This is a genomic window from Trinickia fusca, assembly GCF_003628145.1.
Classification (GTDB): domain Bacteria; phylum Pseudomonadota; class Gammaproteobacteria; order Burkholderiales; family Burkholderiaceae; genus Trinickia; species Trinickia fusca.
The window spans coordinates 1-13,085 of the sequence record NZ_RBZV01000011.1 but is presented as its reverse complement, the minus strand read 5'-3'; the positions used below and the strand labels follow the sequence as shown (position 1 = coordinate 13,085).

The following is a 13,085-nucleotide window of genomic DNA, read 5'->3' as shown; positions in this document are numbered from 1 at the left end:
TCTGCCAAGACGCGCTGCGCTCCCGCTCTGGCCGGTATCCGGGCTGACGACATATCGACTCCGCCTTCCCACGCAGCATGTCGTGCGCAGTGGCCCTGGACCGAAACTCGCCGCCGCTTCACGCGGACGGCGCATCGCTTACCGTTGCGGGGGCAGCACAGGTTGGCTCATCCTGGCGGATTTCGCTCCCTGTTTCCCGTTTAACCGCGCGCGTCGAAACGGGGACACGCACGGCACCAAAGTGCCGCAAGTGTAGAAGTGCGCGTGCGTGAGCGTCAAGAATCGCCAGAATCTGTCGAAATCGAAGGCATTACCGCAAAAAAAGCGACCATCCGTTACGTCTCGATACGACTGAATGGCCTGACGCTTTCACATTCCGCGCTAAAATGCGGGGTCTTTAGAGGACGCAGCAGATGCTCAACGAACTCGAAACACTGTCACAGAATATCGGCCGCCTGATCGCGATCAACGAACGCCATCAGCAGGCGCGTCATGCGCTCGAGGAACAGCTCGCGCAATTGCGCCAGGAAAATGAGGCCACGCGCGCCGAGCTCGCGCTGCTGCGCGACGAGCGCAACGCGTTGCAAGGCGAGCGCGACACCCTGCTCGCGAAGATCGACGACGCACAGGTGCGCCTGAACGCCATCCTCGAAAAACTACCGAGCACCAAAGGGCCGTACGACGGCGACAGCCAGCTCGATCTGCTCGCGCCGTCCACGGGCGAAGCAGCGAGCGGCCCGGCCACTCAGCACGGAGAAAATGCATGACGACCAAGCAGATCGAAGTTTCGATTCTGGGCCAGAGCTATCGCCTCGCCTGTTCGCCGGAAACCGAAGCGGCGCTGCTCGAGGCCGTCGCGCGCGTCGACGCGGAGATGACGAAGATCCGCACGCACAGCAACGTGCGCGGCACCGACCGCATCGCGGTGATGGCTGCGCTCTCGCTCGCATCGGAACTGCTCAAGCTGCAATACAGCGTGCGTCACGGCGAGGCGTTCCCCGCGGAAGAAATCCGGCGTACAATGCACCAAATGAACGAACAGCTCGATGCAGTGCTTGCACAGCACGAAGCGCAGTAACGAGCAGCCGTCGTTTTCAATCACAGGTTTTACGGCTTCCCTGCCTGGTTCGCCAAGGTCATAGATTCCTTGAACCAATGCCATGTGCACGGTTGCGGAAATTTGTAGCACGGGCGTGCGCGTCACTCTGTCTGATGTACCCGAAGTGCGACTAACTGCGACCAATTCTGAACCCTCGGTTCAGGATGCCGGCCTAGCGGCCAAGGCGGGGACTTTATTCAACGGCATCGGTTATACCGATGCCGTTTTTCATTTGCAGCGTCGTTTCCTCGCGTACGGCTACCGCTACACTGTGCTCGACGTGCCGCACAGCGCGCCACCGCCGCTCGTGCCCTCCTTGATCAACGCATCGCACTGATTCCATTGCCCCATGCGCTACTGGCTCATGAAGTCCGAACCGGACGAAGCAAGCATCGACGATCTCGCCCACGCACCCGAGCGCACGCTGCCGTGGACCGGCGTACGCAACTATCAGGCCCGCAACTTCATGCGCGACGCGATGCGGCTCGGCGATGGGGTGCTGTTCTATCACTCGAGCTGCGCCGAGCCCGGCATTGCAGGGCTGGCGCAAGTTTGCTCGACCGCCTATCCCGACCCGACGCAATTCGATCCCAAGAGCCCCTACTTCGACCCGAAATCGACGCAAGAGACGCCGCGCTGGCTGCTCGTCGACGTGCGCTTCGTCAAGAAAACACCCCTGGTGCCGCTTGGCGCGTTGCGTGCGCATCCCGAACTCGCGGGCATGCGCGTGCTGGCCAAGGGCAATCGCCTGTCGATCACGCCCGTGACCGAGGACGAATGGCGTTTCATCACGGAACAACTCATGTAACACCAAGGCCTCGCCTTTCCACGCCCCTTCTGGAGCCTCCACATGAAAAGAACAACCGCTGCCGCGTCGGCAGTTCCGACACTCGTTGCCGCGCTGCTGCTCGCGTTCGGCGCATCGACGGCGCATGCCGATACGGTGGTCACGCAAAGCCCGCCTTCAGGCGTGCTGTCGCTGTCAGCGCAAGCAAGCACCGACGTGCCGCAGGACGTCGTCGACATCACGCTGTTCTACGAACAGCAGGCGCGTGACCCGGCCTCGCTGACCGACGCGCTGAACCAGCACGCCAACACCGCGCTCAAGCAAGCGAAGGGCGCAACGAACGTGAGCGCCCATACGGGCGAGTTCTCGATCTATCCGATGACCGATCGCGACGGCCGCATCTCGGCTTGGCGCGGCCGGACCGAGGTCATCCTCCATTCGCACGATTTCGCCGCAGCGTCGCGGCTCGCGGGCGAGCTGAGCAGCGCGATGCAGGTGGGCAACGTTTCGTTCTCGTTGTCGCCCGAAGCGCAGCGCGAGGCCGCCAATAAGTTGACGGGCGAAGCGATCGCCTCGTTCCGCTCGCAAGCGGAATCGTCGGCACGGGCGTTCGGCTACGGCGGCTACACGATTCGCGAAGTCGAAGTAGGCCGCAACGGCACGCAGCCGCCGCGTCCGATGTTCGCGATGCGCGCCATGGCGGCGCCGGGCAATGCGGCGCCCGCCCCGGTACCGATGGAAGGCGGCACGTCGACGGTGACCGTCAACGTGTCGGGTTCGGTGCAAATGACGCGATAAGAAGCAAAAAGCGCAGCGGCGGCAACTCGCTCATGCAAGTGCCGCCGCTGCGCTCTGCCATATAGTTGTGCGCGCAACCGAGTATCGGGTGCGCACCGTTCGTGTTCAGCGCTTGGCGTTGCGCCGGTACGACCACACGAGCATGGCGATGCCCGCAACGATCATCGGCATCGACAGCCACTGGCCCATCGAGAAGCCCAGCGCCAGCAGGCCCAGGAAGTCGTCGGGCTCGCGCGCGAACTCGACCGTGAAGCGCGCCAGCCCATAGCCGATCAGGAACACGCTTGACGCCGCCCCGAGCGGACGCGGCTTGCGCGTGAAGAACCACAGCACGAAGAACAGCACCACGCCCTCGAGCGCGATCTCATAGAGCTCGGACGGATGGCGCGGCAGCATGTGGTACTGCGCGAACACGTCGGTCAGATGCCACTTCGCCGCCAGTTGCGGATGCGCGGTAAGCCATGCAGCGTCCTCTTCCGATGCGCTCGGAAACATCATGGCCCACGGCGCATGCGGATCGGTCACACGCCCCCAGAGCTCGCCGTTGATGAAGTTGCCAAGCCGGCCGGCGGCGAGGCCCGTCGGGACCATCGGCGCAACGAAGTCGGTCACTTCCAGCCACGAGCGCTTGCGCTGCCAGGCGAACAGCACCATCGCGAACGTCACGCCGAGAAAGCCGCCGTGAAACGACATGCCGCCCTGCCAGACCTTGAACACGTCGAGCGGATGCGCGAAGTAGAAGCTCGCCTTGTAAAACAGCACATAGCCGAGGCGGCCGCCGAGAATCGTGCCGAGCACGCCGTAGAACAGGATGTCGTCGATGTCCTTCGCGGTCCAGCCTTGCGCGGCCACGTGCGGCAAACGCAGCCGCACCCGCGCGACGACGATCGCCAGCACGAACGCGACGAGGTACATGAGGCCGTACCAGCGTACCGCGAGCGGGCCCAGATGAATCGCAACGGGATCGAAATTGGGATGAGTCAGCATCGTGAGGGCAAGGACCTTTCTTTCTGATTGAACCGTGAATGGGTTAGCGCCGGCCGACGACTTTGGCGGCATCGAGCAGCGCCACATGCGCGCGCACGATGTCGATAAAACCGGCGAGCACCGGGCTCACATCGGCCGTGCGCCAGACGAGCCCCGTCTCGACGACGGGCGTACTGTGCTCGAGCGGCCGATAGACGACGCCGGTGCGCCGCAAGTTCCGCAACGATTGCGGCACCAGCGCGACGCCCATGCCGGCCGACACGAGACTGACGATCGTCTGCATCTGGATCGCCTCCTGGCCGATGCGCGGCGTGAGACCCGCGGCGCCGTAGCAGCCCGTAATGATGTCATAAAAGCCCGGCGCCAAACGGCGCGGGAAGATGATCAGCGGCAACTGCGCGAGCTCGGTCAACGAGACGGGGGCCTCCAGCCAGTCGCGCGGCGCGCTGCCGGCCCGATGCCGCACGATGCTTGCGGGCAACGCAGCCACGAGCGGTTCGCGCATGACGGGTAGATACGTGAGCGTGGCTGCGTGGCGCGGCGGCAGCGGCGGAATCACGAGCCCGCAATCGATGCGGCCCGCGACCAGTTCCTCGATCTGCACGTCGCTCGTCGCTTCGGCCAGTTGCAGGCGCACGCGCGGGTAGCGCTCGGCGAACGCATGCAGCAGTTGCGGCAGCAGCCCGTAGTCGGCCGTCGACACGAACGACAGCGAGAGCGCGCCGGCCTCGCCGCGCGCCAGGCTCTGCGCGAGCGGACGCAGCGCCTCGGCTTGCGCGAGCAGCTTGCGCACCTCGGGCAGCAGATCGGCACCGACGGCCGTCAGCTCGACCGTCCGCTTGGTGCGCGCAAACAGCGCGACACCCAGCGTCTCCTCCAGCAAGCGGATCGCCTGCGACAACGGCGGCTGCGTCATCGACAGGCGCTGCGCGGCACGACCGAAATGGCGCTCTTCGGCCACGGTGACGAAGTAGCGCAACTGACGCAGATCGGGAGTCATGGTTTCGGCTTTACCCCTTGTCCTCTTTTGCCCTCTGATACATTCTTCGACCTAATTGGTGCTGAATAATATATTGGACACGTGTAAAGAGAAACGGCATTCTGGCCCGATACCTGTATTAGATGACCGAACCGGAGTCCCCCATGCCCTACAACCGCCGCTCCAGAAACATCACCGAAGGCGTTGCGCGCGCCCCGAACCGTTCGATGTACTACGCACTCGGCTACAAGAAGGAAGACTTCGACAAGCCGATGATCGGCATTGCGAACGGCCATTCGACGATCACGCCCTGCAACGCGGGCCTGCAGCACCTTGCCGATGCGGCCGTGGCCGCCGTCAAGGACGCCGGCGCCAATCCGCAGACGTTCGGCACGCCGACGATCTCCGACGGCATGTCGATGGGCACCGAAGGCATGAAGTACTCGCTGGTTTCGCGCGAAGTGATCTCCGACTGCATCGAGACCTGCGTGCAGGGCCAATGGATGGATGGCGTCGTCGTGATCGGCGGCTGCGACAAGAACATGCCCGGCGGCATGATCGCGCTCGCGCGCCTGAACGTGCCCGGCATCTACGTGTACGGCGGCACGATCCGCCCCGGCCACTGGAAGGGCAAGGACCTCACGATCGTCTCGTCGTTCGAGGCCGTCGGCGAATTCACGGCCGGCCGCATGTCGCAGGAAGACTTCGACGGCATCGAGCAAAACGCCTGCCCGAGCACGGGCTCGTGCGGCGGCATGTACACGGCCAATACGATGAGCTCGTCGTTCGAAGCACTCGGGATGTCGCTGCCGTACTCGTCGACGATGGCCAACCCCGACGAGGAAAAGGCCGTTTCGGCTGCCGAATCGGCCCGCGTGCTCGTCGAAGCCGTCAAGAAAGACCTGAAGCCGCGCGACATCATCACGCGCAAGTCGATCGAAAACGCCGTGGCCGTGATCATGGCGACGGGCGGCTCGACCAACGCCGTGCTGCACTTCCTCGCCATCGCGCATGCCGCCGAGGTCGAATGGAGCATCGACGACTTCGAACGTATCCGCCAGCGCGTGCCCGTCATCTGCAATCTGAAGCCGTCCGGCGAGTACGTCGCAACCGATCTGCATCGCGCAGGCGGCATCCCGCAAGTCATGAAGATCCTGCTCGACGCGGGCCTGCTGCATGGCGACTGCATGACGATCACGGGCAAGACGGTCGCCGAAACGCTCAAGGACGTGCCGAGCGTGCCGCGCGCCGATCAGAACGTGATCTTCCCGATCGAAAAGGCCCTGTACAAGGAAGGGCACCTCGCGATCCTGAAGGGTAACCTCGCCCTGGACGGCGCCGTCGCCAAGATCACGGGCCTGAAGAACCCCGCGATCACGGGTCCGGCACGCGTGTTCGACGACGAGCAAAGTGCGCTCACCGCGATCCTGGCCGACCAGATCAAGGCCGGCGACGTGCTCGTGCTGCGCTATCTGGGCCCGCAAGGCGGCCCCGGCATGCCGGAAATGCTCGCGCCCACTTCGGCGCTGATCGGCAAGGGGCTCGGCGAGTCGGTCGGCCTCATCACCGATGGCCGCTTCTCGGGCGGCACCTGGGGCATGGTGGTCGGTCACGTGGCCCCCGAAGCGTTCGTGGGCGGCACGATCGCGTTGGTGCAGGAAGGCGACTCGATCACGATCGACGCGCACAAGCTGCTGTTGCAGCTCAATGTCGACGAGGCCGAGCTCGAGCGCCGTCGCGCACAATGGAAGCAACCGGCCCCGCGCTACACGCGCGGCATCCTCGCGAAATACGCGGCGCTGGCACGGCCCGCGAACAAGGGCGCCGTAACCGGTTGACGATCGCTGGTTGCTGGTCGGTAGCGTGGTTCAGCGTTGTGATGCGTGCGCGGCGAGTTCGTCGCGCACGGCATCGCGAATCCACCCCGTCATCTCGGCTTCGAGCGCCAGCGCGACTTCACGCGTAACCTGGCGCACGAGCCAACTCGTGTGCTCTTGCAGCGCCTCGCGGCAGCGCGCTTCGATCAAGCCGCGCCCCTCTTCCCGCAGATACCCGGCAAACCGTGCGCGCAAACGCTCGGCGATCAGCTCGGCCTCACGCACACCAAGCTCGCGCGACGCGGGCGGCGTTGCAGTCGTTGCAGTAGGGCTCGGCGCCGCGGATGCCTGCACGGGTTGTTCCTGCGGCGCGGGATCGATGTGCGGCGCAGGCTCGGCAACCGGCGCGGCCGCTTCGATCGGCGACGGCTCGGGTGCATCCGCTCCTTCAGGCTCCTGCGACACCGCGGGCGGCTGGGCGGCCCGCGGCACGTCGAGTGCGGGTGCGGGTTCGGGTGCTGCTTCGGGTTCGGGTGTCGACGCGGGTTCGCGCGCCGGTTCGGCCGGCTCGGGCGCCAGCGCGTGCGCCGTCTCGACGCTGCGTACACCGGGCGCACGGCCCGGCTTGATGATGTCGGTCAGTACCGGAATCGACGAAGGGTCGTTGAGGTCTTTGGGATCGGTCACGACTCATCTCCCTGTTACAGTAAATCCGTCGCGCCCTCATCGACTGTGCCTGCCGCGCCATGCGCGCGGCTCACCGCTCAACCGTCGGACAAACGACTCTCGCGCCGGATCAGGCGCCTTGCTTGTAGTTATTCAGAGCATACCCGCGGTCACGGTAGAAGCGATACCGCTCGCGGCCGGCCACCAGCTCCGCATCGGCATTGCCGACGACCTCGAGCAGGCGCTCGAAGCGCGCGAATTGCGCCGGCACCGTGGCGCCGAGGTTCAAGAGAATCTGGTGATGCGGCGCGCGCTCGAGATCGGCCGCGAGCACGACCGGCGTACGCTCGGCGAGCGGATTGTCCGCCATGCAATGCGGCACGAAATCGAGCGGCGAGAACGTCCACAGGCGCTCGTCGAACGCGCGCAGGCGCGCGGGTTCGGCAAGCACCACGAGCGGCTGGCCCGCAAGATAAGCCTTGCGGGCCAGCCGGCATGCGTAGAGCAGCGAATCGCCGACATTCGTATGAAAGTCGATGCGTGTCATGCTTACTTCTCCCGCACGACGAACGTGCGATCGGTGCTACGCCGTACCATTACTGGCCTGCGCGGTCGATCAGGAACTGCGTGAGCAGCGGCACCGGCCGCCCCGTCGCCCCCTTGGCCGCCCCGCCCTTCCACGCCGTGCCGGCGATGTCCAGGTGCGCCCACGAGTAGCTTTCCGTAAAGCGCGACAGGAAGCAGGCCGCCGTCACGCTGCCGCCGGGCCGGCCGCCGATGTTGGCCATGTCGGCGAAGTTCGACTTCAGCTGTTCCTGATACTCGTCGTCGAGCGGCATGCGCCATGCCGGGTCCGACGCTTCGCGCGACGCGTCGAGCAGTTCGCCCGCCAGAGCGTCGTCCTTCGAGAACAGGCCGCTGTTGTGGTGGCCGAGCGCGATCACGCAAGCACCCGTCAGGGTGGCGATGTCGACGACTGCAGCCGGCTTGAAGCGCTCGGCGTACGTCAGCGCGTCACACAGGATCAAGCGGCCTTCGGCGTCGGTGTTGAGGATTTCGATCGTCTGACCCGACATGCTCGTGACGATGTCGCCAGGCTTGGTCGCCGTGCTGCTCGGCATGTTCTCGACGGCCGGAATCACACCGATGACGTTGAGCTTGAGCCCGAGCTCGGCCACCGTGCGCATCGTGCCGAACACCGACGCGGCACCGCACATGTCGTACTTCATCTCGTCCATGCCCTCGCCGGGCTTGATCGAAATGCCGCCGCTGTCGAACGTGACGCCCTTGCCCACGAGCACGATCGGCGCAGCCTTGGCCGCCGCGCCCTGGTAATGCATCACGATGAACTGGGGCTGCTCGGCCGAGCCGCGCGAGACCGACAGCAGCGAGCCCATCTTCAACGCTTCGAGCTGCTTCTGGCCCAGCACTTCGACCTTCAGCTTCCAGTCCTTGCCCAGCTTCTTCGCGGTGTCGGCGAGGTAGGTCGGCGTGCAGACGTTGCCCGGCAGGTTGCCGAGGTCACGCGTGAGCTCCATGCCGTTCGCGAGCGCAACGGCGTGCTTGACCGCAGCCTTGGCCGCTTTCTCGTCAGGCGTGTTGACGCTGAAGACGATGCGCTTGAGCGCGCGCTTGGGCGTCTCGGGCTTGCTCTTCAGTTGCGTGAATTGATAGGTCTCGCCACGCAGTGCGAGGATCGCGGCGCGCACGGCCCAGTCGGACGAACGCTCCTTGATGGGCAGCTGCGCCAGCGTGAACGTGACCTGAACGATCTTCGTGCCGAGGATCGCGCGCCAGGCTGCTCGGGCGCAATCGTTGTAAGCCTTTTGACCGAAGGCGTCTTCCTTGCCGAGACCGACGAGCAGCACGCGCGAAGCGCCGATGCCCGCCACTTCGTGCAGGAACAGCGTCGAGCCGCTCTTGCCGTCCATGTCGCCGGCCTTGACGATGCGGGTGATGAGCCCCTTGGTCGCCGCGTCGATCTCGAGCGCCGCGCCCGACAGCGTTTGCGATTCAAATACACCGATCACGATGCAATCGGATTTCCCCGTCAGAAAACCGTTGGTCGTGCCCTTCGTCCAGTCACAGGCTTTTATGCTAAAGTCCATCGCGCTCGTCCTCGGATAAAATCGGCTTACTTACAGTTGTGTGAAAGAAGGCGCAATTATCCGCTATTTTTCTCGCGGCGTCGGATTGCGACGCGCGTCGACAGCGCCAAGCGCCTTCGCCCTCTCTGGTTGACCATGATTTTCGAACGCTCCCTGCGGCGCGAGCTCGCCTATACGGCTGGCGCTGTGTTCATGGTGCTGCTCACCATCTTCCTCACGACGATGATGATCCGCATCGTCGGCTACGCCGCCTCTGGCGAAGTCGACCCCAAAGACGTCGTCGTACTGATCGGCCTCACCGTCATCGGCTATCTGGCCGTGATGCTCGTCGTCACGCTCTTCGTCTCGATCCTGTTCGTGCTCACGCGCTGGTACCGCGACTCGGAGATGGTCGTGTGGCTCGCGTCGGGCGTGAGCCTCACGCGTCTCATCAAGCCGATCGCCCAGTTCGCGGCGCCGATCATCTTGCTGATCGCGTTCTTCGCGTACGTCGGCTGGCCCTGGTCGAACGCGCAAAGCAAGCTGATCCGCGCGCGCTTCCAGCAGCGCGACGAAGTCTCGCTGCTCGCGCCGGGCCAGTTCCGCGAATCGGCCGCGAGCCAGCGCGTGTTCTTCGTCGAAAAGATGACGCCCGATCAAAGCCACGTCGAGAACGTGTTCGTGACGGGCACCGAGAACGGCAAGGTCAACGTCGTCGTGTCGCAAAATGGCCACACCGAGACGATGAAGGACGGTTCGCGCTTCGTCGTGCTCGAGAACGGCCGGCGTTACGACGGCGAACCCGGCAAGCCCGATTTCCGCATCATGGAATTCGGCCGCTACGGCGTGAAGATCACGCAGCAACCCGTCGTGAACCGACCCACCACGACGGGCCTGTCGACGCTCGCGCTGCTGCGCCACCCGACGCACGACAACCTCGCCGAATTCGCGTGGCGCACGGGCATGCCGCTGATGGCCATAAACCTCATGCTGCTCGGCATTCCGCTCGCCTATCAGAACCCGCGCCGGAGTCGCACGATCAATCTCGTGATGGCCGTGCTGATCTTCCTGACCTACTCGAACCTGCTCAACGTCGTGCAGTCGTGGCTCGAGCAGAACAAGATGCCGTTCGGCGTGGGCCTGCTGGGGCTGCACGCGATCGTGGCCGTCGTGGTCGCCATCACGTTCTGGCTGCGCGTGCGCAACCGGCCCTTGATTTCGCGTGCCATGTTCGCGCGTTCGGGAGCGTGACGGCCATGCGTATCTATGAGAAGTACTTCGCCCGTCAGGTCTACTTCGCGTTCGTCTTCGTCCTGTTCGCGTTCTCGGGCCTGTTCTTTTTCTTCGACCTCATCAACGAGCTCAACACGGTCGGGCACGGCAACTACAAGTTCGGCTACGCGGTGCTGCGCGTCGCGCTGCAAACGCCGTCGCGCTTCTATGAAATCATCCCGGTCGCCGCGCTGATCAGCGCGATCTACGTGTTTGCACAAATGGCGGCCAACTCGGAATACACGATCTTTCGCGTCTCGGGGCTGTCGACCGGGCAGGCGCTGCGCTCGCTGCTGAAGATCGGCATTCCACTCGTCATCGTCACGTACTTCATCGGCGAGGTCGTGGGTCCCTACTCCGATCAGTTGTCCGAACGTGTGCGGCTCGAAGCACTCGGCTCGTCGGTGTCGACCAATTTCGCCTCGGGCGTGTGGGTCAAGGACACGCTGCAGGCCGACAACAACGGCCAGAGCGTCACGCGGTTCGTCAACGTCGGCAAGCTGATGCCCGATGCGACGATCAGCAATGTGCGCATCTACGAATTCGATTCGAAGTTCGGTCTGCGCAACGTGCGCATCGCAGAAAGCGGGCGCTATGAGGGAAGCGGGCACTGGCTGCTGACCGGCGTGACCGATACGGCGCTCACGAGCCTCGCGCCGCCCTCGGCGAAGCCCGCTGATGCGCTGAACCCGGTCTACCGGTCGACGCAGACCATGCTGGCCCAATATTCGCTGCGCTCGGAGCTCACGCCGCAGATCCTCTCGGTGCTGCTCGTCGCCCCCGATCGCATGTCGATGTTCAGCCTGTTTCGCTACATCCAGCACTTGACCGAAAACCATCAGGACACCCAACGTTACGACATCGCGCTGTGGAAGAAGCTGCTCTACCCGTTCGCCGTCCTCGTGATGCTGGTGCTGTCGCTGCCGTTCGCCTATTTGCACACGCGTGCGGGCGTCGTCGGCGTGAAGGTGTTCGGCGGCATCATGCTCGGCATGAGCTTCCAGCTCTTCAATACGCTGTTCTCGCACATCGGCATGCTGAACACCTGGCCCGCGCCGATGACGGCCGCGCTGCCGGGCCTGCTCTATCTGGCACTGGGCCTGTTCGGCTTGAAGTGGGTCGATCGACACTGAGGGAGTCGCGAATGAGCCCCGCACGGCACGGTCTCATCCTGTTCGCGCACGGCGCGCGCGATGCGCGCTGGGCTGAGCCGTTCGAGCGGCTTGCCGACAAGCTGCGGACGCTGCGTGGGCGCGACGCGCCCGTCGCACTCGCGTTTCTCGAGCTCATGACGCCCGACTTGGCGACAGCCGTCGCCGAGCAGGTCACGGCGGGCTGCACCACGATCACCGTGGTGCCTGTGTTCTTCGGTCAGGGAGGTCATGTGCGGAGCGATCTGCCGCAGATGCTCGACGCGTGCCGCGCCGCGCATCCTGGCGTACCGATCCGCGCATCGGTGCCGGTCGGCGAGGACGATGCCGTGCTCGACGCGCTCGCGCAGTACTGCTTGCGACAGCTCGAGCGTGATTGAAGGTTGAGGTCAGCTTCTCGCGACGCTCGCCGATTCAGGGCGAGTCACTGAGTCACAAGGCCAAACAAGGCAAATACAACGAGAGAACGATGACGGGCACGCGGCCCAGTCAAGCCGCGTGCAGCAGTGCCGCACGCCGTGCGGCTTCATCGGCCCCTGCCTCGGCATCGCCAGGCAACGCTGCGCTCGCGCGTTCGGCAAACGCATCGCCGATCATGAGCAGGCTGGGCTGAGCCGGATCGAGCCACTGCTGCGCCTCGCCCATCGCGAGCGCTTCGAGCGTCAGCGTCAGCGTGCGCTCGCGCGGCGTGCTGCACGCTTCGACGATCGCCACCGGCGTGGCCGCTGCACGGCCCGCATCGATCAGCTGCTGCGCGATCTCGGGCGCACTGTCACGGCCCATGTAGAAGACCAGCGAGTCGGCGTTCACTTGCTCGCGAATCGCCTCGGAATCAGGCGCGCGGCTGCGCGTGGCCAGCGCCACGCTGCGGGCCACGCCGCGCAGCGTCAGCGAACGTTTGACGCTTGCCGCCGCGGCCAATGCCGCCGTGATGCCGGGCACGACTTCGTAGTCGATGCCCGCTTGCTCGAGCGCGCGCATCTCTTCGTCGGCGCGGCCGAACAGCATCGGATCGCCGCCCTTGAGCCGCACGACGACCGCGTGCGCGAGCGCCGCGTCGACGATCTGCTTGTTGATGAACTGCTGCGCCGTCGAGCGCTGTCCGCAGCGCTTGCCGACGGCGATCTTGCGGGCGTGCGGCGCGTAAGCAAGCATCTCGGGTTCGACGAGGGCATCGTGCAGCACCACGTCGGCCATGCCCAACAAGCGGGCGCCACGCACCGTAATGAGATCCGCTGCCCCAGGCCCTGCCCCGATCAAATACACCTTGCCCATTTGCGTCCGTCCCGTCTCGTGTGTGGGCGGCCGCTCGCGCGCGCCGCCTCGATTCGCGTCAGGCGGAATATGCACGAATCATGCCGGCCGCGACCGTATGATGCGTGGCCTCGTCGATCAGCACGAACGCGCCCGTGCCCGGATGCGCCTCGTACGTGTCGCACACG

At 64.9% G+C, this 13,085-nt stretch carries 15 protein-coding genes, 1 other RNA gene and 1 riboswitch; of the genes, 9 read left to right on the top strand and 7 right to left on the bottom strand.

The window, feature by feature from the left end:
* Positions 1–12: 12 nt before the first annotated feature.
* Positions 13–255, bottom strand: a riboswitch (cobalamin riboswitch).
* A 158-nt stretch (positions 256–413) separates the two neighbouring features.
* The 5 genes from D7S89_RS20985 to D7S89_RS20965 all read left to right on the top strand — a co-directional run bounded on the left by D7S89_RS20985 (position 414) and on the right by D7S89_RS20965 (position 2,684).
* Positions 414–767 (top strand): ATPase, encoded by a 354-nt coding sequence (locus D7S89_RS20985; RefSeq protein WP_121280757.1) that lies wholly within the window; start codon positions 414–416, stop codon positions 765–767.
* The gene (locus tag D7S89_RS20980; RefSeq protein ID WP_121280755.1) at positions 764–1,078 is read left to right on the top strand and encodes a cell division protein ZapA; all 315 of its coding nucleotides are present in this window, start codon (positions 764–766) and stop codon (positions 1,076–1,078) included. The genes D7S89_RS20985 and D7S89_RS20980 overlap by 4 nt, the downstream gene beginning before the upstream one ends.
* 34 nt (positions 1,079–1,112) lie before the next feature.
* Positions 1,113–1,294, top strand: a non-coding RNA gene (gene ssrS / locus D7S89_RS28340) — 6S RNA.
* Between the two features lie 154 nt (positions 1,295–1,448).
* Positions 1,449–1,907, top strand: a complete 459-nt coding sequence (locus D7S89_RS20970; RefSeq protein WP_121280751.1) for an EVE domain-containing protein — start codon at positions 1,449–1,451, stop codon at positions 1,905–1,907.
* A 42-nt stretch (positions 1,908–1,949) separates the two neighbouring features.
* Positions 1,950–2,684, top strand: coding sequence for an SIMPL domain-containing protein (locus tag D7S89_RS20965; protein ID WP_121280749.1), 735 nt, complete (start codon positions 1,950–1,952; stop codon positions 2,682–2,684).
* 105 nt (positions 2,685–2,789) lie between these two features.
* Here D7S89_RS20965 and lgt read toward each other — a convergent pair whose 3' ends face one another.
* Positions 2,790–3,671 (bottom strand): prolipoprotein diacylglyceryl transferase, encoded by an 882-nt coding sequence (lgt, locus tag D7S89_RS20960; protein WP_121280748.1) that lies wholly within the window; start codon positions 3,669–3,671, stop codon positions 2,790–2,792.
* A gap of 43 nt (positions 3,672–3,714) precedes the next feature.
* Positions 3,715–4,671, bottom strand: coding sequence for a LysR family transcriptional regulator (locus D7S89_RS20955; protein ID WP_121280746.1), 957 nt, complete (start codon positions 4,669–4,671; stop codon positions 3,715–3,717).
* Between the two features lie 143 nt (positions 4,672–4,814).
* Here D7S89_RS20955 and ilvD point away from each other — a divergent pair, with 143 nt between their 5' ends.
* Positions 4,815–6,488, top strand: a complete 1,674-nt coding sequence (gene ilvD, locus D7S89_RS20950; RefSeq protein WP_121280744.1) for a dihydroxy-acid dehydratase — start codon at positions 4,815–4,817, stop codon at positions 6,486–6,488.
* A 30-nt stretch (positions 6,489–6,518) separates the two neighbouring features.
* Here the strand turns inward: ilvD and D7S89_RS20945 are convergent, their stop codons facing one another.
* From D7S89_RS20945 to D7S89_RS20935, 3 genes are all read right to left on the bottom strand, one after another.
* A complete protein-coding gene (locus tag D7S89_RS20945; RefSeq protein WP_121280742.1) occupies positions 6,519–7,154 on the bottom strand; it encodes a DUF2486 family protein in 636 nt (211 codons plus the stop codon).
* A 109-nt stretch (positions 7,155–7,263) separates the two neighbouring features.
* Positions 7,264–7,680: a DNA polymerase III subunit chi gene (locus D7S89_RS20940; RefSeq protein WP_121280740.1), complete on the bottom strand. Its 417-nt coding sequence runs from the start codon at positions 7,678–7,680 to the stop codon at positions 7,264–7,266.
* 49 nt (positions 7,681–7,729) lie between these two features.
* Positions 7,730–9,241: a leucyl aminopeptidase gene (locus D7S89_RS20935; RefSeq protein WP_121280738.1), complete on the bottom strand. Its 1,512-nt coding sequence runs from the start codon at positions 9,239–9,241 to the stop codon at positions 7,730–7,732.
* 135 nt (positions 9,242–9,376) lie between these two features.
* Between D7S89_RS20935 and lptF the strand changes: the two genes are divergently transcribed.
* From lptF to D7S89_RS20920, 3 genes are read left to right on the top strand one after another with little or no spacing between them, the layout of a single operon-like run.
* A complete protein-coding gene (lptF, locus tag D7S89_RS20930; RefSeq protein WP_121280736.1) occupies positions 9,377–10,471 on the top strand; it encodes an LPS export ABC transporter permease LptF in 1,095 nt (364 codons plus the stop codon).
* Positions 10,472–10,476: 5 nt separating this feature from the next.
* Positions 10,477–11,625 carry an LPS export ABC transporter permease LptG gene (gene lptG / locus D7S89_RS20925; RefSeq protein ID WP_121280914.1) on the top strand — a complete coding sequence of 383 codons (1,149 nt, stop codon included), beginning with the start codon at positions 10,477–10,479 and terminating at the stop codon, positions 11,623–11,625.
* A gap of 11 nt (positions 11,626–11,636) precedes the next feature.
* A complete protein-coding gene (locus D7S89_RS20920) occupies positions 11,637–12,023 on the top strand; it encodes a sirohydrochlorin chelatase (RefSeq protein ID WP_121280734.1) in 387 nt (128 codons plus the stop codon).
* A gap of 109 nt (positions 12,024–12,132) precedes the next feature.
* On the opposite strand, the gene cobA is transcribed toward D7S89_RS20920, so the two are convergent.
* Together cobA and D7S89_RS28335 are read right to left on the bottom strand one after the other, a co-directional pair.
* On the bottom strand, positions 12,133–12,918 hold the full coding sequence (gene cobA / locus D7S89_RS20915; protein WP_121280732.1) for a uroporphyrinogen-III C-methyltransferase: 786 nt from the start codon (positions 12,916–12,918) through the stop codon (positions 12,133–12,135).
* A 58-nt stretch (positions 12,919–12,976) separates the two neighbouring features.
* On the bottom strand, positions 12,977–13,085 hold a 109-nt coding region (locus D7S89_RS28335; RefSeq protein ID WP_425470872.1), incomplete at its 5' end, for an elongation factor 1-alpha C-terminal domain-related protein.

What these genes read in the sequence shown, in the direction of transcription:
- D7S89_RS20985 (WP_121280757.1), top strand. Translation starts at nt 414, where the DNA reads ATGCTCAACGAACTCGAAACACTGTCACAGAATATCGGCCGCCTGATC.
- D7S89_RS20980 (WP_121280755.1), top strand. Translation starts at nt 764, where the DNA reads ATGACGACCAAGCAGATCGAAGTTTCGATTCTGGGCCAGAGCTATCGC.
- D7S89_RS20970 (WP_121280751.1), top strand. Translation starts at nt 1,449, where the DNA reads ATGCGCTACTGGCTCATGAAGTCCGAACCGGACGAAGCAAGCATCGAC.
- D7S89_RS20965 (WP_121280749.1), top strand. Translation starts at nt 1,950, where the DNA reads ATGAAAAGAACAACCGCTGCCGCGTCGGCAGTTCCGACACTCGTTGCC.
- lgt (WP_121280748.1), bottom strand. Translation starts at nt 3,671, where the DNA reads ATGCTGACTCATCCCAATTTCGATCCCGTTGCGATTCATCTGGGCCCG.
- D7S89_RS20955 (WP_121280746.1), bottom strand. Translation starts at nt 4,671, where the DNA reads ATGACTCCCGATCTGCGTCAGTTGCGCTACTTCGTCACCGTGGCCGAA.
- ilvD (WP_121280744.1), top strand. Translation starts at nt 4,815, where the DNA reads ATGCCCTACAACCGCCGCTCCAGAAACATCACCGAAGGCGTTGCGCGC.
- D7S89_RS20940 (WP_121280740.1), bottom strand. Translation starts at nt 7,680, where the DNA reads ATGACACGCATCGACTTTCATACGAATGTCGGCGATTCGCTGCTCTAC.
- D7S89_RS20935 (WP_121280738.1), bottom strand. Translation starts at nt 9,241, where the DNA reads ATGGACTTTAGCATAAAAGCCTGTGACTGGACGAAGGGCACGACCAAC.
- lptF (WP_121280736.1), top strand. Translation starts at nt 9,377, where the DNA reads ATGATTTTCGAACGCTCCCTGCGGCGCGAGCTCGCCTATACGGCTGGC.
- lptG (WP_121280914.1), top strand. Translation starts at nt 10,477, where the DNA reads ATGCGTATCTATGAGAAGTACTTCGCCCGTCAGGTCTACTTCGCGTTC.
- D7S89_RS20920 (WP_121280734.1), top strand. Translation starts at nt 11,637, where the DNA reads ATGAGCCCCGCACGGCACGGTCTCATCCTGTTCGCGCACGGCGCGCGC.
- cobA (WP_121280732.1), bottom strand. Translation starts at nt 12,918, where the DNA reads ATGGGCAAGGTGTATTTGATCGGGGCAGGGCCTGGGGCAGCGGATCTC.